Source organism: Flavobacterium ammoniigenes, assembly GCF_020886055.1.
GTDB lineage: Bacteria > Bacteroidota > Bacteroidia > Flavobacteriales > Flavobacteriaceae > Flavobacterium > Flavobacterium ammoniigenes.
Map to the genome: position 1 here is coordinate 1,589,501 of NZ_AP025184.1, position 22,718 is coordinate 1,612,218.

The window sequence follows — 22,718 nt, forward strand, 5'->3', positions numbered from 1 at the left end:
ATTAACGTGTTTTATTGCTAAATAATTTGGCTACTGTTTCCAAGTTTGTGTCAATTTGAAATACAGATGTAAAATCCTCCAGTCGATTAAAGAAGTATGCTAATTTTAATAATGACTCCAACGAAATTTGACCCGTTGTTTCAAAACGCTTTATACTTCCAAAAGAGACGCCTGAGCGTTTGGATAATTCAAGCTGGGATACGCCATTTTTTTTTCGCAATTGCTGAACCTTTTGAACCAGTTCATCCATTACAACGGTTGGTGTTTTTGTTGCACTATATTTTGACATAAAATGTATATTATATTGTACAAATATAACGATAATAATTAAAAATAGATAATATAGTATATAGTATTTGTGTTTTAAAGAAATAGTACTAATACTTAATCTGTATTTTTTTAACTTTATATCACCGCATTTTTGCGGTGAATAGCACTATTTTTTACCGCAAAATAAAACAAAACAACGAGCTACACTCGTTGTTTTGATTCTTCTTCAAGTCTTTTGGCGATACTATTAGCAATTAAAACGCCCATAACAGTAACTACCACTACTACTAAAATGATTTCTAATGCACGATTATTTCTTTTAAGCACATCGTTTTCAATAATAGTGTTTTCCAAATTAAAATTTTTATCCATTATTAGAATATCCTCGGCATGTATCATAACTTTATTATTTGATAGTTATCTGAATCTGGTACTTTTCTTAAAGCATAACCATAGTAGCAAATAATCCTCTCATTATTTATTTTTTCTACATGATTATACGCATCTAACCTCAAACCCATTCCCTGTAAGAATTCTTTATGGAATATGTTATCCGATTTTGGATTATACAAAGTTCTAAGTACAAGCTCACCTTTTTTACAAGGTTTGTCAAAAAAGGCACGTTCTTTATTGATTTCAGCATTCTTTATGTTGTGATACCGAATTTTGTTATCTGTGGTAGCAAATCGTTGGTTTGACCTTTTTGCAACAAATTCCTCACCCGTTAATGGGTCTTTTTTAATTAGCTGTTTCATCTTAGTTAAAAATTGAATTGTTACGTAAAATAGCTTCGATAAGACTCACTTCATAGAGATGAACACCTCCCAATTTAGTAAATGGGAGGATACCGGTTTCTCTGTATTTAGCGATAGTGTTAGGAGACAAACCAAAAATGGTTTTTAGGTCTTCATTGCGGTAATACCCTTTGGTTTTACCTTTTTCTTTTTGGTTCTTAAGACTTGCCTCAATGTTAGACAATCTTTCATAAATTGGTTCAAGCAACATTTGTATGTTGCGAACAGTTGGAATTCTTAATTCCTCTTTTTGATACTCCATATTTAGTGTTTATAAAATAATATGGAGCAAAGATTGAATACAGGATTTTAGTTAAGAAATATTTGAAGCCAATCTGTAGCAAATAAAATTATAAGCTATTCTTTTCTTTTAACTTCAAATCTTAAGTTTGGGGAAGACTTTAATTCTGCAATTTCATTTCTCATAATTTCAATAACCTCTTCGCAGAATTTTATCTGCTCGTCTTTTTGGAAATTTGATAGTATAGAAAATTCTTGATTTATATTTTTAGTAGAATGAAATATCGAATCCCCAGTAGAGTAATTAAAATTGGATTCAATAAATCGTTTCATATTTACTGTACTTTTAAAAGGGTCATTTCCAAAAGTAAATACTTTGTGGCTTTTAAATATTTTAAATAATTGTGCTAATCTTATTTTTGAATTATTAAAATTACATTTTTGACTTACTTCTATTATTGGTTGTATAAGTTCCCAATTATTAAAATTAATTCCATATTTATCAATCAATGAAGTTAATTCTTCTAAAAAGGTACTAAATGAATTTATAGATTCTAAATAATTCGTTAAAACATAATATAACTTTACTTTTTCGAGGTCATTTTTATTTTCATAGTTGTTTGTTTTAGACTTGTGTAGTAGGAGGTAAAAAAGGAATGGGTCACTTATACCTCTTAAATCCTCTGGAAATTGAAAAATAGTATCTATGGTGTATGGAGGATTACTTTCCCTGGCAACTTTATCTTTACTAATTGTCATTATATTATTTAGGTTGTCAAAATTTTCAAATTTATCAAGCCCATTAGTTTCAAACCAAATTTTTATTTCATTTATAACTGTTCTCAAGTCATCTATATAAATCTGTGGATATTTAATGCTTCTTAGTACATCAATTAATTCATATTTTAATTTGTTAATAGCATTTTCAAATTCGGATAAATCTACATCTTCTGTAAATTCAAAGTTGAATAAATATGTTTTGTTTATTTCATCGTAGCTGATATCAAAGTAGCATATTGATGTTATCTTTTCAATAAATTGATTCATCGGTATTGGTGTCATATATTTGATTATTAGTTGTTTATAAACGCTAATTTAGTCCTTTTTGTTATTGATGTAAGAATTTTTCTGAAAGTTTTTGCATATCTAAGCCAACGCTTTGGTCCAACACTTTTGCATAGTGTTGGGTTTGTCTGATGGTAGTATGCCCCAGCATAGCTGATACATTTTCAATTTTGATTCCGTTTCCAAGAGTTACCGTTGTGGCAAAGGTATGTCTTGCAACATACCAGGTTAAGTTTTTGTCTAGTCCAATGATATAGGCTATCTCTTTTAAATAAGCATTCATTTTTTGATTAGAAATTTTTGGTAATAGTGCTTCACCTTCAAATTGGTATTTGCTTAGTATCTTCAAAACAGGAGGGAGGATAGGAACATTTGCTTTAGTACCTGTTTTTTGTCGATTGGTCTTTATCCAGAGATTTTTATCGCCATCTTGAATGATGTTTTTTCTGGTGAGTTGTAAAGCATCTACAGGGGCATATCCCGTGTAGCAACTAAATAGGAAAATATCTTTCACTCGCTCCAATCGATCCACCGAGAAGGTTTTGTTTTCAATTCGTTCCAATTCTTCTTGCGTCAAGAAAGTAGCATCGGTTACTTTTATTTTACCTGAATAGCTATTAAAAGGATTCTTTTCAATAATTTCCATCTTAACAGCGTAATTGCAGATCGTTTTGAGATTTTTGAAGTACTTAACTAGCGAATTGTTTTTAATCCCTAATTTGCCTTTGTATTCACTTTCGAATTTGAGATACGATTCCAAATTGTAGATATAAGCATTGTTTATTTTATCAAGAAGCACATTTTCGGTTCCAAAAGTTTTTACGTTGAATATTCGAACCAATTCTTTGACGCGCTGGTATTTCTGGAGCGAGGCACTACTTCGCTCACCAATGTTGACCAATTTGGCAAAATGAGTATTGTGGATTTGGATGATGTCTAGAATACTAGGTTTTACCTCTTCGATTTCTTTACCTAAGATTTTGAGTTTGAATTCTTCGATAGTTAATTTCTCTTGATGGCGCTCTAAATGATTGGCTATTTTTTCAATTTTGAGTTCCAATAAGTCTAAGTACTCTTTGAGTACTTTTTCTTTGTCTTGACGCAGTATCCGTCTTAAATTATCGGTTTGTTTCCATCTTTCTTCTGATATGTATTTACCGGTGGCTAATGTGATGGATTTTCGGTTGTAAGTAACCTTTAGGTACAAAGGGCATTCTCCGTTTTCTTTTACCTTGTCTTTTTTGATGTAAACAATTGTTTTTACCATTACTTTTTTATTAAAAATTAATAGTACAAATTGAAATAAAACCTCTGTTAACACCTTATTTTACTTGCCAATCTGCAGCAAATATTTTATTTTAGTTACCCTATTGGGGGGCAAAATCCGATAGGGTAACCTATAGGGTAACTAAAATATGCGTTTTTATGTGATTTTTGACGATAGTCAGAAAATGAAAAAACCCTCTAAACACTGATGTTTAAAGGGTTTTTTAATTTTTATGTTTCTTTTGAAACATGTCTTTCGCGGAGAAAGAGGGATTCGAACCCCCGGACCTGTTACAGTCAACAGTTTTCAAGACTGCCGCATTCGACCGCTCTGCCATTTCTCCAATAAGATGCTTCCGTTTTCTGGTTGCGAGTGCAAATATAACTGCTTTTTTTGGTTATGCAAATCTATTTGAATAAAAAACGCATCAATTTTGAAGTCGCTTTTTTAATTGTTTCATTTTCTTTGATTTAGAAAATAATTATTTTTCGCGGTGCTTTTAATAATTCACGTGTTCTATAATTTCGAGACCGTAACCAATCATACCCACACGTTTGCTTTGGCTTGTATTAGTCACCAATCTAATTTTTGAAATGTCCAAATCGTGCAAAATTTGTGCGCCAATACCAAAATCTTTGGTATCAATTATAATTCGTGGTGCTTTCATTTCGCCTTCGGTTTGTAATTGTTTCAATTCGGCTATACGACTCAATAAATTCACTGACTGCATGTCTTGATTGATAAAGATCACAGCGCCTTTGCCATGCTCATTAATGGTTTGGAACATCTTGTCCAAATGCTGTTCGGCATTGTGGGTTAAAGTACCCAATAAGTCATTATTTACTTGCGATGAGTTAATACGAGTTAAAACTGCTTCGCCCAAGTTCCAAGTACCTTTAGTCAAAGCAATATGAACTTGTTTGTTCGTCGTTTGTTCGTAAGCGCGCAGTCTGAAAGTTCCAAAACGCGTTTCTATATCAAAGTCTTCTTTTTTAATAATCAAACTATCGTGTTGCACGCGGTAAGCTACTAAATCTTCAATCGAAACTAATTTCAAGTTGAATTTTTTGGCCACTTTAACCAATTGGGGTAGGCGCGCCATAGATCCGTCTTCGTTCATGATTTCTACAATCACTCCCGCCGACTTGAATCCTGCTAATCTTGCAAAGTCAATAGCAGCTTCTGTATGACCTGTTCTTCGCAATACACCACCTTGTTTGGCAATTAATGGAAAAATATGTCCAGGACGTGCTAAATCGTGTGGTTTGGTATCAGGATTAACTAATGACAAAATAGTTTTGGCTCTATCCGCTGCTGAAATTCCTGTGGTTACCCCGTTGCCTCTTAAATCGACCGAAACAGTAAAGGCGGTTTCCATCGGATCGGTATTGTTATTTACCATAACATGTAATCCTAATTCTTTGCATCGGCTTTCAGTTAAAGGTGCACAAATCAAACCACGACCATGAGTCGCCATGAAATTGATCATTTCTGGAGTTACCTTTTCGGCTGCAGCCAAAAAATCGCCTTCGTTTTCACGGTTTTCATCATCTACAACGATAATTACTTTGCCCTGACGAATGTCTTCAATGGCTTCTTCGATGGTATTGAGCTGTATTTTATTTGTAGTCATGACAATTATTTTTGGGGAACTATTTTTTTAATAAACTGTTGAATAGGTGCCAAGAGGACATCCATATTGATTAATCCTATATCATTGGTTGCACGATAAGTCAATAAAATGGCAAAAGGCGTCAATGCTAGTGATGCCATCCAAGAACCTAAAAATGGAGTTAAACTACCTTCTTCGGCTAGTTTTTTTCCAAAGGTATTGGCAAAATGGAAGGAGATAAAAATTAACATGGCAAAAACCACGGGTAATCCAAGTCCTCCTTTTCGAATGATGGCTCCTAATGGTGCTCCAATAAAGAACATCAAAAAGCAAGCAAACGCAATTACAAATTTATCATACAAAGCAATCAAATGCCCATTGATGTTAATTTGTTTGGATTTAAATTCGGTGTTGGAGGTTTCAAGGGAGTACTTTACACTTTCGAGGTTGCTGGTTGCTAAATTTAAAATATCCAATTGTTGGTTGGAAGTAAAATAAGCAAGCAAGTTAGGGTTGAATTTTTTCTTTATTTTTTTAATTTTCACAACAGGCTGAGTCGATTTTTGAAACCCCACTCGTTGATTGATATTGTCGGTATAGGAAGTGATATCTGTCTTGTAATTTTTTTGTAAGGAATCAATAGTGTATCGCAATTCACTAGTTGTCAACATGGTATTTGTATTGGTGATATTTTCATTGTCGACATCAATTTTGTTGAATTCGGAAATATCAATTGTAATGATATTCTTTTTAAATGCAGTTTTTACAAAAGGCATTTTGGGACGATCTTCATAGTTTTTAGGGAGAATATCTTCATAATAATTCCCATCATTTAGAATGAGTTGCAGCGTATTTGAATCTTTGCTACTTACTAATTTTCCGTTTTTGGCTTTAATTACAATTCGGCTACCATCACCTAATTCTGATTTTTTATGAATAGTGATACCAGTGAGGTTCTCTCCATTTTCACCTGACTTTTTATTGACCTTGATGTTGTAAACGCCAACATCGCTAAATTGTCCTTCAGCAATAGCCAAAGCGGGTTTGGCTTGTGCAATGTTCTTTCTGAAATTGATGAATTTATATTCGGCGTAAGGAATCACACTGTTGGCAAATAGAAAGGCTGCTATAGCTATAAAAGTCACAAAAAGGAATAAAGGTTGTAAGGCACGTCTTAAGGAAATACCTGCTGACTTCATTGCGGCTAATTCATAGTTCTCGGATAAGTCACCAAACGACATGATAGAGGCTAATAATATGGAAAGGGGCAATACTAGCGGAACCAAACGCGGCATAGAAAACAGCAAAAATTTAAGTACCATTGAAAAATCTAAATCTTTACCCGCTAATTCTGCAATTAGTAACCAAACCGTTTGCAATATGAATATAAAAAAAAGGATTACAAATACCACAGTAAATGTAATCAGGAAAGTTTTTAGAATGTATTTGTCAATTATTTTCACCTAGGAATTAATCTAATGAATTGATGTAGTAATTTGGATATTTACTCTTCACAAAGGTAAATTGATTTTTCGGCAAAGGTTGATTCGTTTTAAAAGAATTAACAGTCAAGGTGGTTTTGGTTCCTTTTTTACCCACTTCGACCAAATTGTAAATATTTTTGGTTTGACTATCAATACCTAAAATAATTTCTTTTCGTTGGTCCTTTGAACTCATTGGAACCAATTTTACATACTGAATTTTTTTACCTTTTACAGTAGCATCACCGTTTAAGGTATACTTATATCCAGTATTAAAAAATGTCAACATTTTATTAGGTGTTACCGCTGTATTGTCATTTTCGTCGACTTTAGAAATGGTTATCTCTTCGTCTTCTGGAACTATTGTATAGGTTTTTTTGCCGTCGTACAATTTAGTGGCTCCCATAAAATTCAACACATATTGGTTGCCTTTTAAAACAACATTGCCTTTACTGTCTTGATTGATATTCTCTTTGGCATTGGAAAGGGAATATTTAAAATCTATTATGATAGTACTGTAGTTTTTTACTTTTGCCGATACTTGATCCAAAAGCGCTTTTGCTTTTTTGTCTTGAGCTTGAATAGAAAAGCTGCATATACATGCAGCACTTAACAACAAAGCTCTAAAAATAGTCTTGTTTTGCATTGGGGTATTAATTTTGTTCATTGTTGAAAAATTCATCCAGCGCCACCATATCAGAAATGTTGACGTTACGCGCTTTACTTCCTTCAAAAGGGCCTACAATTCCTGCTGCTTCTAATTGATCAATTAAACGACCTGCTCGGTTGTACCCCAATTTTAGTTTTCGTTGCAATAACGAAGCAGATCCTTGTTGCGCATTGACAATTATTTCAGCTGCTTCTCTAAACAATGAATCGCGCTCAGAGATATCAAAATCCAAATTGATGCCTGACTCTTCTCCCACAAATTCAGGCAGAAGGTAAGCAGTAGCATAAGCTTTTTGCGAACCAATGAATTCAGTAATTCTTTCTACTTCAGGAGTGTCTATAAAAGCGCATTGTACACGAACTACATCATTTCCGTTAGAATACAATAAATCTCCACGACCAATCAATTGATCAGCACCTTGGGTATCTAAAATGGTTCTTGAATCAATTTTGGAAGTTACTCTAAATGCAATACGAGCAGGGAAGTTGGCTTTGATCAAACCTGTAATTACGTTTACCGATGGACGTTGCGTAGCAATGATTAAGTGAATTCCAATCGCACGCGCTAATTGTGCTAAACGTGCTATAGGAACTTCAACTTCTTTACCCGCAGTCATAATTAAATCAGCAAACTCATCGACAACCAAAACGATGTAAGGTAAAAATCGGTGGCCATTTTCAGGATTTAATTTTCGTGCTTTGAATTTGTCGTTGTATTCTTTGATGTTACGCACCATGGCGTCTTTCAACAAAGAATAACGATTATCCATTTCTACACAAAGTGAATTCAAAGTGTTGACTACTTTGGCATTATCGGTAATAATAGCGTCGTCACAATCCGGTAACTTAGCTAAATAATGTCTTTCAATTTTATTGAAAAGGGTCAATTCTACTTTCTTCGGGTCAACCAAAACGAATTTAACTTCGGCTGGATGTTTTTTGTATAATAGCGAAGTCAAAACAGCATTCAGTCCAACCGATTTTCCTTGTCCTGTAGCACCCGCCATTAAAAGGTGAGGCATTTTGGCTAAATCCACCACAAAGGTTTCATTAGAAATAGTTTTACCCAAAGCGATAGGCAATTCCATTTCTGCTTCTTGGAATTTGGCAGAGCCAATAGCACTTTTCATAGAAACCATAGTTGGATTCTTGTTAGGCACTTCAATTCCGATAGTCCCTTTTCCTGGGATAGGAGCGATAATACGGATACCAAGCGCAGAAAGTGATAAAGCAATATCGTCTTCTAAACTTTTAATTTTTGAAATACGAATTCCGGCTTCAGGAACGATCTCATATAAAGTTACCGATGGTCCAACAGTGGCTTTTATTTGAGCAATTTCAATTTTGTAATTGCGAAGCGTATCGACAATCTTGTTTTTATTTTCTTCTAATTCTTCTTGGTTGATGGTAATTCCGCCACTTGAGTATTCTTTTAATAAATCAATCGTTGGGAATTTATAATTGGATAATTCCAATGTAGGATCAAACAAACCAAAATCAGCTACTAAGCGTGCCGCTAAATTTTCTTCAACAATATCTTCTTCTTCCGCTTTTTCAATAACAAAAGCTTCGTCACTTGTTGTAATGATGGTAGGTTCTTTTGAAATTGATGGGGGAGTAGCAAATGACTGTGTAACTACAGGTTCTACAATCGGTTTTGGTAAGCTGTCTAAGTTGATTTCGGAAGACGAACTAATCGTAGGTTTTAATGCTTCTTTGTTAATTTCAAATTGTGAAGAGGAAGATTTAATATGAATTCCATCCAATTCTTCATCTTTTTCTTCTTCTGGAGTTGGAACCGCATATTCTTCAAGATTGTAACCAGTTGTTGCTGATTTTTCCGGACTAGGAGTAATTTTGGATTCGATTTCTTTTTTCGAATTTTCTATAAAAGCGTGAATGGAATCTGGAGAAATTTTGATTTTAAAAATCAAATAAATTACTAATCCGAAGATTAATACTAGTAAAGTTCCGGTTTTACCAATATAATCTTGCGAAAGCAAATTCATTTCGTAACCAATGACTCCACCTAATTCAGGTGCTGAAGTAGCAAAAAAACCAAAAATGATAGAAACGATGATCATGGCAAATAAATCCCAAAACCAAGTAGATCTTAATTTACTCAATGGCATTCCTAAAAATAAATACAATCCTGTCAAGAAAAATAAGCGAACAAAAAGAAAAGAGGCCACACCAAAACCTTGGTATACAATAAGATCAGCCACATAGGCGCCAATTTTTCCTAACCAATTGGAAACCTTAGTATTTCTATTGTCTAATTGATCTACTGCACTTTGATCGGCTTGACCGTGCAGGTAAAACGAAATAAATGCAACTAACAAAGCAATTGAAAATAAAACCAAAAGGCTTCCAATTGCAATTTTATATTCTTTAGATAATTTCCAAGATCTTTTTTCGCTAAGATCGGATTCGCTTTTTATTTTCTTTGCCATTCTTCTTTTTGAAAACTAGTAAATTTAGAATTTAGGTACATAAATGATTGCACCAATCACAATTGCAGTCAAGGCTGCAAAAAACACAGCACCTGCTGCAATGTCTTTGATAAATCCAATGCGCTCGTGAAACTCTGGATGAATAAAATCAGCTACTTTTTCAACAGCAGTATTCAATCCTTCAACACTCATCACTAATCCTATGGCGAAGACTTGGAAAAGCCATTCAGTGGTAGTAATGTTAAAATAAAAACCAGCAATAGTCATCAAAATCCCGATAGAAAATTGAGTCATAACACTGTGTTCGGTGGTTATTAATTTGAAAGCACCTTTATAAGCAAAGGTGACACTTTTTAATCTTCCTGAAACAAATCGATTGTCTTTTTGAAACTCCATTAATTCAATATTAAAGTACTGCTAATGCAGCTTCGTAATTAGGTTCGTCTGCAATTTCTTGCACTTGTTCTGTATGTAGAATTGTTCCATTCTCATCGATCACCAATATTGCTCTCGAATGTAAACCAGCTAAAACACTGTCGATGATTTCTAAACCGTTTGTTTTTCCAAAACTTCCGTCTTTAAAATCAGATAGATTAACTACATTTTCAATTTCTTCAGCCCCACAAAAACGTTTTTGAGCAAAAGGTAAATCTCTTGAAACACATAGAACAACTGTATTAGTTAGGTTAGCAGCAGTTTCGTTAAATTTTCGAACAGATGCGGCACAAGTTCCTGTATCGATACTTGGAAAAATATTGAAGACTACTTTCTTACCCGCAAAATCAGCTAAAGTAGCAATAGAAAGATCGTTTTTTACTAATTTAAAATCAGCAAGTTGAGTGCCTATTTTTGGTAATTCACCTGAAGTGTTTACAGGATTTCCGCCTAATGTTATAGATGACATAATATGTGTTTTTAATTGAGGTTCAAAAGTATGAAAATTTATTCAAATTTTTGTTTGAAGTAGTAGTTTTTGTATTGTATTGTGAGAGATGTAACAGTAATGTATATAAAAAAAACGTACCCATTGACGAGCACGTTCTTTACTAATTTATTGTTAAGGACTTCTTATTTATCGATAGAGCCTAAAACGCGTTTCATAAAAGTATTTAAAGCTTCTTTTTTGTCAGCTCCCTCTTTTACAAGTTTTTGTACTTCTAACGCACCATACATATTTGAAATTAGTTCGCCAATAACATCTAATTCTTCATCTTTTAAGGAAGGAATTTCAGTCATTGCTTCCAATACTTCAATAGTTTCAATGATATAATCTTGATCGTTTTCTTCGATGAATTGTGTCAAATGTTTGATAACAGGTAATTTCATAATCTATAAGGTGTTTGTTTTTAGAAATTAAGCGATTTCGTTTACTAAATCAGCTAATACTTCTTGTTTGTTTGTCTGTGTTTCGTTCACTAATTTACCATTTACGAAAGTAGCAAAAGTAGGTAGGTTACTTACATTGGCTAATTTTCTTGATTCTGGAGAATTCTCAGCGTCAACTAAAACAAAAGTTAATGCTTCATTTTCTGAAGCCAATTTTTTGAATTTAGGTTTCATAATTCTACAGTTTCCACACCAAGAGGCAGAAAATTGAACCACTACTTTTTCGTTTTTGGATACTAAATCCTGTAAAGTGTCTTCGTTTAATTCGATTAACATAGCTTTATTTTTTAATTACAACAGCAATAACAATAGCAAACTGCCATTATTATTGCTGTTGATTTTTTGTTATTAGTGAGATCCTAAATAAGCAGCAGTACTGTTTCTGTCAGCAGTCATCGCGTCTTTACCAGCTTCCCAGTTAGCAGGACAAACTTCACCTTTTTCTTGAACGTGAGTATACGCATCTACTAAACGTAAATATTCGTTTACGTTACGACCTAATGGCATATCATTTACACTTTCGTGGAAAATTTTACCAGACTCATCAATTAAGTAAGTAGCTCTGTAAGTTACATTAGAACCTTCCACTAATACAGTGTCTAATTCTTCATTATATTCAGCACTTTCTACATCAAGAATTCCTAAGATGTTCGATAAGTTTCTAGTTGTATCTGCTAAAAGTGGGTAAGTAACCCCTTCGATACCACCATTATTTTTTGGTGTGTTCAACCAAGCAAAATGTACTTCGTTAGTATCGCATGAAGCACCAATTACAATAGTGTTTCTTTTTGCAAATTCTGGTAAAGCAGCTTGGAAAGCGTGCAATTCAGTTGGACAAACGAAAGTAAAATCTTTTGGGTACCAAAACAATAATACTTTTTTGTTGTTTTTTGTTGCTTCTTCAAAAATGTTGATTTTTAAATTATCTCCCATTTCAGAGATAGCGTCTACCGCGATGTTTGGGAATTTTTTTCCTACTAATGACATATTTGTTGTTTTTAAGTTAAAAATTTATTGGTGCAAACTTAGCTCACAATTAAAGGTAGTGAAATAAGTTTTAATTATAAATATTTATTAAGTAATAGTTAATTCTTATTTTATATGGTAAAAATTGAATTAAGTACTTGATTTATAGATTTTTAATATAAACAGGTAATTCTCCCTTACAAACCAAGATAGTATTTAAATGTTGCGCAGCCACGTCTTGGAAAACTTCAAAATCTTGGTAGGCTAGTACTATTTCTTTGGCTAAAGCCAATTGGGGTATGACTTGAAGCGCATACGGATTTCCAAAAACATAGAGAATACAATCTTTGGTTGACAATAATTCGCCTAAGTATTCCAGTACTTCGGGTTCAATATCAAATTGATTCAGCGGTTTTGCTTTGGGTACAAACAAAGAAATCAAAAGGGTATCGTATTGAGATATGCTTTCTTTGCAATCTATCGAACTCTCTGCGACTATAGAAAATAGGGGCGCATCAAGTGATCGCATCGTTTTGGTAGCAAAGCCATCATTGTAAATGCTCAATTGTGCCAATGTTTTATTTTGTTTGGCTTCTTGAATTCTGAATGGAATAGTGTCCGACTTGACTTTTGTCAAGCAACTCTCGGCAATTTTACGATTCAAATTGGCGCTATTGGTAAAGTCTATTGTGTTGTGTCTTATTGGTGTAACTGGATTCGTTCTATTGAATAGTCCCACTTTTTCTTTGCATTGCATAATTCGGGAATAGCTAGCTTCAATCCTTTCGGCTGTTGCATTATTCAATATGTATTGAATTCCTTCCGCTACATTTTCAGCAAAGCATAAAATATCATTTCCAGCATTAAAGGCTTCCCATTCCAATTGTCCTTTGGTTGTATATAAATCGGAAACACTTTTCATATTCAGGGCATCCGAAATAATCAATCCCTCAAAACCCAATTGGTTCCTTAGTAAATTTTGAATGATGTTCTTTGACAATGTCGCCGAGGTGTTTTTTCCATCGTTCAAAGCGGGCACAGCCAGATGACCAATCATAATAGAATCGACCTTATTTTTGATCCCTTGGATAAAGGGATACAATTCGTTGGTCATCAATTGGTCTAAGCTTTCATTTAAAATGGGTAGTCCCAAGTGCGAATCGATATTCGTATTTCCGTGACCAGGAAAATGTTTCAAGCAACCTAAAATTCCTGCGTCTGACATTCCTCTTAAATAAGCATTCGCAAATAGCGCCACCTTTTCTTTGCTTTCGCCAAAAGAACGGTACCCAATGACAGGATTATCAGGATTATTATTAATATCAGCCAAAGGTGCTAAGTTGTACAATATACCAGCGGCTTTTAAGTCGGTTCCAATTTGTTTTCCCACTTCATACACCAAATCAACTTCAGATTCAGGTAATGCTCCCAAAGTGATGGCATACGGGTATTGCGGTGTATTTTCAATACGCATGGCCAAACCCCATTCGGCATCAATACTCATTAAAAGAGGAGTGGGAGCACATTTTTGATAGCGAACGATCAGTTCTTTTAATTTGGCATAACTATCTTCATAGGTTACCACTTTTTGTTTGCTTTCGTAATTAGTTGCTGCACTTGCACGACTATGAAAAAAGGTAAGCCCACCAATATTGTAGTTGCGTATTAAAGCTTCTGTAGCTTGAATATTTTCCTCGGTATCATTAATGAATACAGCAGGAAAGAAAAATTGACCAATTTTTTGCTCTAAAGTCATCGTCTTAATTATTCGTTGGTAGCAGTTTTCTTTCCAAAATCAGCTGGAAAAATTAAAAATCGGGATAAGATTACACCTGGTATTGTGGCACAAAAAACCCAGATAAAGAAATTGCCATACCCTAAGTATTCTTGAATGTATCCACTAACCATTCCGGGTAACATCATGCCTAAAGCCATAAATCCAGTAGCTAAAGCATAATGCGATGTTTTTGATTCGCCTTCGGCAACATAAATTAAATACATTAAGAATGCAGCGAAGCCAAAACCATATCCAAATTGCTCTATAATTACAGCCAAATAAATAAACAAAACGTTTTCAGGATGAAAATGAGAAAGTAGGATAAACCCAATAATGGGAAAGTGCATGATTAAAATCATGGGCAACATCCATTTTCCTAAACCTTGTTTGGAAATTGCAATACCTCCCAGAGTACCTCCAATTAGCAAAGCAATTACACCAAAAGTTCCGTATATAATTCCCACATCTTCAGTAGTTAAACCCATTCCACCTAATTCTTTGGTGTCAATTAGAAAAGGAGTTAGCATTTTCATTAATTGGGATTCGCCCAAACGAAATAAAAGAATAAAAGCTAGGACTAAACCAATTTGTTTCTTTTTGAAAAAGCTGGCAAAAACAGTGGTAAAATCTTTTTGTTGTTCAATCGTTGAATCGGTAGTTTCATTCTCTGAATTGGGAGTTGATAAAAAATTATACAATGTAATCAATGTCATTAGGAGTCCGACTATGATCATAGTATATGACCAAGCTTTTGTTTTATCGCCAAATTCTGTTTCTAGATAGCCCCCGATAATTACAATTAAGCCATTTCCGGTTAGCATAGAAAGGCGGTAAAAAGTGCTACGAATACCTAAGAAAAAAGATTGTTGGTCTTTGGAAAGCGATAACAAATAAAACCCATCAGTTGCGACATCATTAGAAGCTGAGGCAAAAGCGGCCACCCAAAAGATAGCCAAACTCAAAAAGAAAAACTGACTCATTGGAATGGAGAATCCTACAATTAAAAAGGCAATAGAAATTAGTAATTGCATGCTTAAAAACCACTTTCTTTTGGTGCTATGTAAGTCAATAAACGGACTCCATAAGGGTTTAATAACCCATGGTAAATACAATAAACTGGTATAAATCCCAATGTCTTCATTACTGATACCAAGGTTTTTGTACATAATGACCGATACCGAAATAATGATAGCATACGGAAAACCAGATGCGAAGTTTAAAATTGGAATCCAATACCAAGGGTTTTTATCAGCTTTCATGCAATGTTTGTTAATTGGTTTTTACAACTAATTTTGGAAGTTGCGTGATGATTTCTTTACTTTCGTTTCCATAATAATCGATATACGACAAAGCAAAATTTGATTTGTTTTCGATAGCAGTTAATGGAATGCGAATAGACAAACGATTATTGTTTTTTTGAACATAAAATTTATCAATAATATGGCTTGGGTCTTCGCTGTCGATTAGTACATTACTTTCCGTTCCATACAGTATCACATAGCGAACAGGGTGGCGTGTCGATTGTAATGAAAGCACTAATTCTGTTTTGTTTTTTACAATGCTTGTTACTCTTGGTACATCAAAAACTAATTTCTTGAAATTAGGAACGGCAGCAGGAATCGCGTGAAATTTATATTGATTTTCAGCTAATAATTGGGTAACATCTTGGTTTTTATTGAGAAACCATTTAGCGCTAAAAAAAGCATTCCCTTGAACATTATTGAAAGAACGGGTGTAATCAATTTGATTCGGAATTTCAGTTGGAGCATCCCATTTTTTATCGGCATCCGATTTGATTTTATAGGTGCTGTTGCCAATATACACGGCGCTGTTTTTAGCGTTTTCAGACCACCATTTTAGTAATTTTGCATATGATGCTTTAGGATGATCTAAACTCCAATACAACTGTGGTAGAATATAGTCAATCCAGTTGTTTTCCATCCAAACCAATGGGTCAGCAAATAAATCATCATAATTAGTTTGTCCAGCTTGTGTGTCAGAACCTCTTGGATCAACTGATTTATTACGCCAAACTCCAAAAGGACTAATACCAAATTGCACCCAAGGTTTGATTTTTTTGATACTTTTCGAAATGTGTTCAATAAAAATGTTGACATTATTTCGTCTCCAGTCGGCTAGTTCAAGACCATTTCCATATGTATTGAACGAATCAGTGTCGTTAAATTTTTCTCCCTCAACAGTGTAGGGATAAAAATAATCATCAAAATGAATGGCGTCTACATCGTATTTTTGAACTACTTCTTCGACTACTTTTGTCAGGTGGTTTTGTACTTCGGGTAGCGCTGGATCATAATAGTATTTTCCAGCATATTTAATCATCCATTCTGGATGTTTGATTAAATCGTGTTTGCGGCTCAAGATTTCAGTGTTCGATCCAGAGGTGGCACGGAAAGGATTCAACCAAGCATGAAATTCAAATCCGCGGTTGTGGGCTTCAGTAATCATCCATTCTAAGGTATCAAAATAGGGCGAAGGGGCTTTGCCTTCTTTTCCGGTCAGGTTGCGAGACCAAGGTGCCAATTCAGAAGGATAAAAAGCATCTCCATTACTACGAATTTGAACTATCACTGCATTGTAATGTAGTTTTTTATAAGATTCTAATATTTCAATAAAATCGGATTTTTCTTTTTCGACACTATCGGTGTTGTTTTTTGGCCAATCAATATTGGCTACAGTAGCAATCCAAACGGCTCTAAATTCGTTTTTTGGGTAGGTCAATTTACTTTGAGCAAAGCTGTTGCTAATAGAAAGTAGCAAACATAAAACAGCAAAAGTAAAGGTCTTGTAATGTGTCATTATGGGGTGATTCTTTTCAAATACAAAATTAGTCTATTTAGACCAGTTGTTGGTCTTTCAATGGCATAAATTTATTTAATCAGGGAAAGAAATTTTACCCATTCGAACTGATGGAATTCCTTGTTTGGTTCCAAAATCAGTAGGGCTTCCGGTTATTGTTTCATTGGCCAGAACAGCAAAAAGTATCGCTTCCTTTGCATCGGCTGAAATCCCAAGATCATTTGTGTTTTTAAATTGACATGCTACAAGTTCATTTAAATGCTCCATCAATAAAGGATTATGTACACCACCACCTGAAACATAAACGGTACAGTCTTTTGCAGTAGTGTTACTTTGATTGATTGCAAATAGAATCGCTTCAGCTGCAGTTTCGGCACTAAAACGGGTCAGTGTTGCCAAAACATCTTCAACAACAAGCTGTTGCGTTTGGCTTTCAATCATTGCTTTTTGGACATAGTCCAAATTAAAAAGTTCAGGGCCAGTAGTTTTTGGGAATGATCCTTTGAAAAAGGGATTGTTTCTTAGTGCTTGTAGCAAGTTCGAATTGACAGTCCCTTTTCGAGCTATTTCGGCATCTTTATCATAACTCATTTCAGGGAAATGCAATTGTACAAAGGCATCAATCAATGTATTTCCAGTTCCGGTATCAGTAACAAAAACCTGTTCTGGATTTTTATTTTTGGGTAAATATGTAAAGTTACCAATCCCTCCTAAATTCAGCATAATGCGATTTTCAGTTTCACTGCTAAATAGATAATAGTCTCCGTAGACTGCCAAAGGAGCCCCTTCGCCACCTGCAGCAACATGTTTTTGTCTGAAGTCAGAAACGGTAATAATTCCGGTACGAACAGCTATATGATCGCCGTCTCCTATTTGCAAAGTGGCATTTGGAAATTGCATTTGTTGGTGTAAAACTTTAGGAGCATGCATTACTGTTTGCCCGTGCGAAGCAATCAAATCCACCTTTTCGGGAGTGAGGTTCCATTCGTTCAAACAATCTAAAACCATATTAGCATGCAGGTTACCAATCCACTCGTTTAACAAAGCAAGATGTTGAAAATCGATTATTTTTTTGGCAAATACTTTTCGAATCTCTGCTTTTGTAGTATCAGAATATGGAACGGTTTGAAATTCTTTTAATGTAGCTTTTGTATTTTTTCCTGAATCCGATACCTCACACAAAGCCACGTCTAAACCGTCCAATGAAGTACCTGACATCAATCCGATAATAGTCCGTGTTGGTTTTTGTGCAATTTTGTAAAGAGATTCAATATTGGAATTCATGAAGAATGGATTTAAAATTGGTATTGGTTAGCTACGGTTTTACTAGTCAGTAACAAACCTATAAAAGTGATGAGCGTGTTAACAATAATCAATTCGTTATCAAAAACATATCCACCAAAAAGGGTTACCGAATTTTCATTGATTATAAAAGTAAGTGCAGGTGATAGTATACAAATTATGGGAACCAATCGATCGTTTACTTTTTTAGATTTCAGGAACAATCCAAAAGCATACAATCCTAAAAGCGGCCCATAAGTATAGGATGCTACTCTAAATATCATCCCAACAACAGAACTGTCATTGATGGCATTGAATACTAAAATGACTATAAACATACCCACTGAAAATGCTAAATGCACTAGATGTCGAGTACGCACTAAATTTGTTTTCTGATTGTTTTCTACCTTATCCATTCCTAAGAAATCGACGCAAAAAGAAGTGGTTAATGCAGTTAAAGCCGAATCAGTGGTGGCAAAAGTAGCGGCAATCAGTCCTAACAGAAAAACAATAGCAGGAATAGTGGCCAAATGATGTAATGCGATTTCAGGAAAGAGCAAATCGGTTCGTGGTTTATTGGTCACCAAATCTAAAGGAACTTGGATATTGTTTTTGGCAGCAAAAATGTAAAGTAAGGCACCAACGCTCAAGAAAAATAGATTGATAATTACAAATATAGTGGTGAAACTGAACATGTTTTTTTGGGCTTCGCCAATGTTTTTGCAACTTAAATTCTTTTGCATTAAATCTTGGTCTAATCCCACCATGGCAATGGTCACGAACATTCCGCCCAAAATTTGTTTTACAAAATGGAATTTACTCCCGACAAAATCATCAAAGAATAATATTTTGGAATAGTTACTATTTTTAACTTCTTCGAAAGCACTCATCATGCCTAAATCCAAGCTGCTGCAAATGAAATAAATGGTTAAAAATACCGAAGCAACTAAGAAGAAAGTTTGTAAGGTATCTGTAATGATGATGGTTTTCAAACCTCCTTTGTACGTGTAGGAAAAAATCAAGAGTAGCGAAATTAAAACGGTGGCTGCAAACGGGATGTGGTAAAAATCAAAAACGTAACGTTGTAACACAATTACCACTAAATACAATCGGAAGGCAGACGAAATGGTTCGGCTTACTAAAAAGATAGAGGCAGCTGTTCGGTAACTATAGAAACCCATTCTTTGTTCGATATATCCGTAAATTGAAGTAAGGTTCATTCGATAATACAACGGCAAAAGTAATTTGGCTACTACAATAAATCCGATCGCATTTCCTATGATAAACTGAAAGTACTTGAATTGTTCTCCATTAGGCGATCCCACTTCGCCAGGAACCGAGATAAAAGTTACTCCCGAAAGTGCCGTACCAATCATTCCAAAAGCCACCAAATACCATTTGGAATTTTTATTGGCAGTAAAAAACACCTCATTGCCGCTATCTTTTTTACTTACTCTGTACGAGATGTAAAATAGGAGGCTAAAATAAATGAGGATAATTAGTAAAATGATACTTGGACTCATAGTTTCTGAATTCGGATATGGAATTGTAATGATAGACAAATATGCTAAATTATTTCTGTATTCGGAATAGGATTCGATTACTTTTATTTGCTTTCTTTCATTCTTTCAATTCTCTTCAATTTCAATTATATTTGTCAACCAAATGCTGAATAATCAGTTTTTAGATTCGAATACAATGTCAAAAACACTACCCTTACAACAATTGTCAGACGCATTAGAAGGTGATTTATTCTATGACGAATTGCATAAAATCATCTATTCGACAGATGCCTCCACCTACCAAATTAAACCTATTGCGGTAGCCAGGCCTAAAACGGTAGCCGATATTCAAACTTTGGTCCGTTTTGCCAATGATCATCAAATTCCTTTGACACCAAGAACTGCTGGAACTTCGTTAGCTGGTCAGACTGTGGGAAGCGGAATTATTGTGGATGTATCCAAATATTTTACCCAAATTGTCTCTTTTGATAAAGAAAATAAAACAGTAACAGTACAACCAGGCGTTATTCGCGATGAGTTGAATTTGTTTTTAAAACCTCACGGTTTGTTTTTTGGACCGAATACTTCTACATCCAATCGTTGTATGATTGGCGGAATGGTGGGAAACAACTCTTCGGGAACAACTTCAATTCGGTATGGAGTAACAAGAGATAAGATAGTTGAGCTCAAAGCCATTTTGAGTGATGGTTCAGCTACGGTTTTCAAATCACTTAGCTCGACCGAGTTTCTCGATAAAACGAAGGGTGATTCTTTAGAAAGTGCTATTTACAGAACACTTTATGAGGAACTTTCGAATACTGAAACTCAAAAAGAAATTGTTAAAGAGTTTCCAAAACCTGAAATACATCGAAGAAACACAGGATATGCAGTTGATTTATTATTAAAATCAGATTTGTTTTCAGGATCTGAACCAACGATCAATTTAGGCACCTTACTTTGCGGTAGTGAAGGAACTTTAGCTTTTACAACAGAAGTTACGTTGAAAGTAGACGATTTGCCTCCTACTCATAATATTATGGTGGCAGCTCATTTTCATACTATTCAAGAAAGTTTAGAAGCGGTGATGATAGCCATGAAGCATCATTTGTATACCTGCGAAATGATGGACGATACCATTTTGAATTGTACCAAAACCAATAGGGAACAAGCCAAAAATAGATTTTTTATTCAAGGCGATCCAAAAGCAGTGATCATGCTGGAAGTGGCTGCAACTACTATTGAGGAAGCAGAACGACAAGCAGATGCCTTAATTGCAGATTTAGAACAACATAATTTTGGCTATGCATTGCCTAAACTATACGGAGCAGATATCGATAAAATTAATGAGTTGCGCAAAGCTGGTTTAGGACTTTTAGGAAGTATTGTTGGCGACGATAAAGCGGCTGACTCTATTGAAGATACGGCAGTAGAATTGAGTGACTTGCCTAATTATATTGCTGAATTTGCAGCCATGATGAAAAAACACGGGCAAGATGCTATTTATTATGCCCATGCTGGAGCTGGTGAATTGCACTTGCGTCCAGTGTTAAATTTAAAAAAGAAAGAAGATTTAAAACTTTTCCGAACAATCGCTACTGAAGTGGCAATTTTGGTAAAAAAATACAGAGGTTCGCTTAGTGGAGAACACGGTGACGGAATTGTACGCGGCGAATTTTTGCCTTATATGATCGGCGATTCTAATTACGAACTGCTAAAACGAATTAAAAAAGCATTTGATCCCAATGCTATTTTCAACAAAGGACGTATTACCGATACGCCTAAAATGGATGAAAATTTGAGAGTGGAATCCGGTAGAGTGGAACCAGAGATAGCTACTATTCAAGATTTTTCAGATAGTATGGGAATTTTGCGTGCCGCCGAAAAATGCAATGGATCAGGTGATTGTAGAAAATTACCTTCAGCTGGTGGGACTTTATGTCCAAGTTATCGAGCTACTCGAAACGAAAAAGATACGACTCGAGCCCGTGCTAATGCATTGAGACAGTACTTAACAGATTCGGACAAAGAGAATAAATTTGATCAAGAAGAATTGTATCAAGTGTTTGATTTGTGTGTGAGTTGCAAAGCGTGTGCAAGTGAATGTCCGAGTAATGTTGATATTGCTTCAATGAAAGCGGAGTTTTTGTACCAATATCAAAAAGCGAATGGATTTTCAAATCGCAACAAAACTTTTGCTTACAATGCAAAATTGAATAATTTAGGTAGTTTGACCCCTAGACTGACCAATTGGTTTGCCAATTTATCTTTCGTAAAGAAGAAAATGGGTATTGCCCCGCAGCGCGTAGTGCCGCATTTGGCTCCAAAAACTTTTAGAAAATGGTTGGATACCCATCATAAAGAGCTTGAAGAAGGAACGTATCCAAATGGGCAAGTTATTTTGTTTTGTGACGAGTTTACTAATTTTTATGATGTTGGAGTAGGTGTAGACACCTATGAATTGTTGACGAAACTTGGCTATCAAGTGGTTATAGTAGATCATCAGGAAAGCGGACGTGCGTTTATTTCCAAAGGATTTTTGGAACAAGCTAAAGCAATCGCAACGATTAATGTCGATATTTTTAAAGATTTGGTGACCGATGCAATTCCATTAGTAGGAATTGAACCTTCAGCTATTCTGACTTTTAGAGATGAATACCTTCGTTTAGCAGAAGATAAACAAGGAGCAGAACAATTAGCCAAACAGGTGTTTACTATTGAAGAGTTTTTCAAAAACGAAATTGCCAAAGGTGTCATTCGTCCGGATCAATTTTCCGATGAGGTCAAAGAAATTAAAATTCACGGGCACTGTCATCAAAAAGCATTAAGTACGGTTGAAGCTACTTTTGCGATGCTGAATTTGCCTGTAAATAATACAGTTACTATTTACAATTCCGGTTGTTGTGGTATGGCAGGCTCTTTTGGATACGAGGAAGAACATTACGAAATTAGTATGCAAATGGGTGAGGATACTTTGTTTCCAAAAATTAGAGCGACAGATGAAAAAGTGGCAATTGCTGCAGCAGGAACCAGTTGTCGTCATCAAATATTTGACGGAACGAGTAGAACAGCGCAGCACCCGGTTACAATATTAAAATCTTGTTTGAAATAATTGATTTTATTTAAAATGAAATTCTAAGT

General features: G+C 34.8%; 21 protein-coding genes and 1 tRNA gene. 1 reads left to right on the forward strand and 21 read right to left on the reverse strand.

Annotation, left to right across the window (positions count from 1 at the left end):
- Nucleotide 1: 1 nt before the first annotated feature.
- The 21 genes from LPC21_RS07320 to LPC21_RS07420 form a co-directional block, all read right to left on the reverse strand.
- Complete coding sequence (locus tag LPC21_RS07320; RefSeq protein WP_229316513.1) at nt 2-289, reverse strand: helix-turn-helix domain-containing protein; 288 nt, start codon at nt 287-289, stop codon at nt 2-4.
- A gap of 182 nt (nt 290-471) precedes the next feature.
- Nucleotides 472-669, reverse strand: a complete 198-nt coding sequence (locus LPC21_RS07325; RefSeq protein WP_229316514.1) for a hypothetical protein — start codon at nt 667-669, stop codon at nt 472-474.
- Complete coding sequence (locus LPC21_RS07330) at nt 666-1,025, reverse strand: hypothetical protein (protein ID WP_229316515.1); 360 nt, start codon at nt 1,023-1,025, stop codon at nt 666-668. Before LPC21_RS07330 ends, LPC21_RS07325 begins: the two co-directional genes overlap by 4 nt.
- Nucleotide 1,026: 1 nt before the next feature.
- Nucleotides 1,027-1,326, reverse strand: coding sequence for a helix-turn-helix domain-containing protein (locus LPC21_RS07335; protein ID WP_229316516.1), 300 nt, complete (start codon nt 1,324-1,326; stop codon nt 1,027-1,029).
- A gap of 95 nt (nt 1,327-1,421) precedes the next feature.
- Nucleotides 1,422-2,366, reverse strand: a complete 945-nt coding sequence (locus LPC21_RS07340) for a hypothetical protein (protein WP_229316517.1) — start codon at nt 2,364-2,366, stop codon at nt 1,422-1,424.
- Nucleotides 2,367-2,412: 46 nt separating this feature from the next.
- The gene (locus LPC21_RS07345; protein ID WP_229316518.1) at nt 2,413-3,636 is read right to left on the reverse strand and encodes a site-specific integrase; all 1,224 of its coding nucleotides are present in this window, start codon (nt 3,634-3,636) and stop codon (nt 2,413-2,415) included.
- A 258-nt stretch (nt 3,637-3,894) separates the two neighbouring features.
- Nucleotides 3,895-3,979 (reverse strand) — tRNA-Ser (locus LPC21_RS07350).
- Between the two features lie 156 nt (nt 3,980-4,135).
- Nucleotides 4,136-5,269 carry a 3,4-dihydroxy-2-butanone-4-phosphate synthase gene (gene ribB, locus LPC21_RS07355; protein WP_229316519.1) on the reverse strand — a complete coding sequence of 378 codons (1,134 nt, stop codon included), beginning with the start codon at nt 5,267-5,269 and terminating at the stop codon, nt 4,136-4,138.
- Between the two features lie 5 nt (nt 5,270-5,274).
- The gene (locus LPC21_RS07360) at nt 5,275-6,711 is read right to left on the reverse strand and encodes an LptF/LptG family permease (RefSeq protein ID WP_229316520.1); all 1,437 of its coding nucleotides are present in this window, start codon (nt 6,709-6,711) and stop codon (nt 5,275-5,277) included.
- Between the two features lie 7 nt (nt 6,712-6,718).
- The gene (gene lolA1, locus LPC21_RS07365; RefSeq protein ID WP_229316521.1) at nt 6,719-7,375 is read right to left on the reverse strand and encodes an outer membrane lipoprotein periplasmic chaperone LolA1; all 657 of its coding nucleotides are present in this window, start codon (nt 7,373-7,375) and stop codon (nt 6,719-6,721) included.
- A gap of 7 nt (nt 7,376-7,382) precedes the next feature.
- The gene (locus tag LPC21_RS07370; protein WP_229316522.1) at nt 7,383-9,851 is read right to left on the reverse strand and encodes a DNA translocase FtsK; all 2,469 of its coding nucleotides are present in this window, start codon (nt 9,849-9,851) and stop codon (nt 7,383-7,385) included.
- A 24-nt stretch (nt 9,852-9,875) separates the two neighbouring features.
- Entirely contained in the window at nt 9,876-10,247 is a 372-nt protein-coding gene (locus LPC21_RS07375; RefSeq protein ID WP_229316523.1) for a diacylglycerol kinase, read from the reverse strand.
- 10 nt (nt 10,248-10,257) lie between these two features.
- Complete coding sequence (gene tpx / locus LPC21_RS07380) at nt 10,258-10,755, reverse strand: thiol peroxidase (RefSeq protein WP_229316524.1); 498 nt, start codon at nt 10,753-10,755, stop codon at nt 10,258-10,260.
- 164 nt (nt 10,756-10,919) lie between these two features.
- Entirely contained in the window at nt 10,920-11,177 is a 258-nt protein-coding gene (locus LPC21_RS07385; protein ID WP_229316525.1) for a DUF6952 family protein, read from the reverse strand.
- 27 nt (nt 11,178-11,204) lie between these two features.
- Entirely contained in the window at nt 11,205-11,513 is a 309-nt protein-coding gene (locus tag LPC21_RS07390) for a thioredoxin family protein (RefSeq protein ID WP_229316526.1), read from the reverse strand.
- A gap of 72 nt (nt 11,514-11,585) precedes the next feature.
- Nucleotides 11,586-12,224 carry a peroxiredoxin gene (locus LPC21_RS07395; RefSeq protein WP_229316527.1) on the reverse strand — a complete coding sequence of 213 codons (639 nt, stop codon included), beginning with the start codon at nt 12,222-12,224 and terminating at the stop codon, nt 11,586-11,588.
- Nucleotides 12,225-12,366: 142 nt separating this feature from the next.
- On the reverse strand, nt 12,367-13,959 hold the full coding sequence (locus tag LPC21_RS07400) for a glycoside hydrolase family 3 protein (RefSeq protein ID WP_229316528.1): 1,593 nt from the start codon (nt 13,957-13,959) through the stop codon (nt 12,367-12,369).
- Nucleotides 13,960-13,967: 8 nt separating this feature from the next.
- A complete protein-coding gene (locus LPC21_RS07405; RefSeq protein ID WP_229316529.1) occupies nt 13,968-15,239 on the reverse strand; it encodes an MFS transporter in 1,272 nt (423 codons plus the stop codon).
- Between the two features lie 10 nt (nt 15,240-15,249).
- The gene (locus LPC21_RS07410; RefSeq protein WP_229316530.1) at nt 15,250-16,797 is read right to left on the reverse strand and encodes a glycoside hydrolase family 10-like protein; all 1,548 of its coding nucleotides are present in this window, start codon (nt 16,795-16,797) and stop codon (nt 15,250-15,252) included.
- Between the two features lie 75 nt (nt 16,798-16,872).
- The gene (locus LPC21_RS07415) at nt 16,873-18,081 is read right to left on the reverse strand and encodes an anhydro-N-acetylmuramic acid kinase (RefSeq protein ID WP_229316531.1); all 1,209 of its coding nucleotides are present in this window, start codon (nt 18,079-18,081) and stop codon (nt 16,873-16,875) included.
- A gap of 11 nt (nt 18,082-18,092) precedes the next feature.
- Nucleotides 18,093-19,601 (reverse strand): sodium:solute symporter, encoded by a 1,509-nt coding sequence (locus LPC21_RS07420; protein ID WP_229316532.1) that lies wholly within the window; start codon nt 19,599-19,601, stop codon nt 18,093-18,095.
- A 175-nt stretch (nt 19,602-19,776) separates the two neighbouring features.
- On the opposite strand from LPC21_RS07420, the gene LPC21_RS07425 reads away from it, so the two are divergent.
- Nucleotides 19,777-22,689, forward strand: coding sequence for an FAD-binding and (Fe-S)-binding domain-containing protein (locus LPC21_RS07425; RefSeq protein ID WP_229316533.1), 2,913 nt, complete (start codon nt 19,777-19,779; stop codon nt 22,687-22,689).
- Nucleotides 22,690-22,718 lie beyond the last annotated feature (29 nt).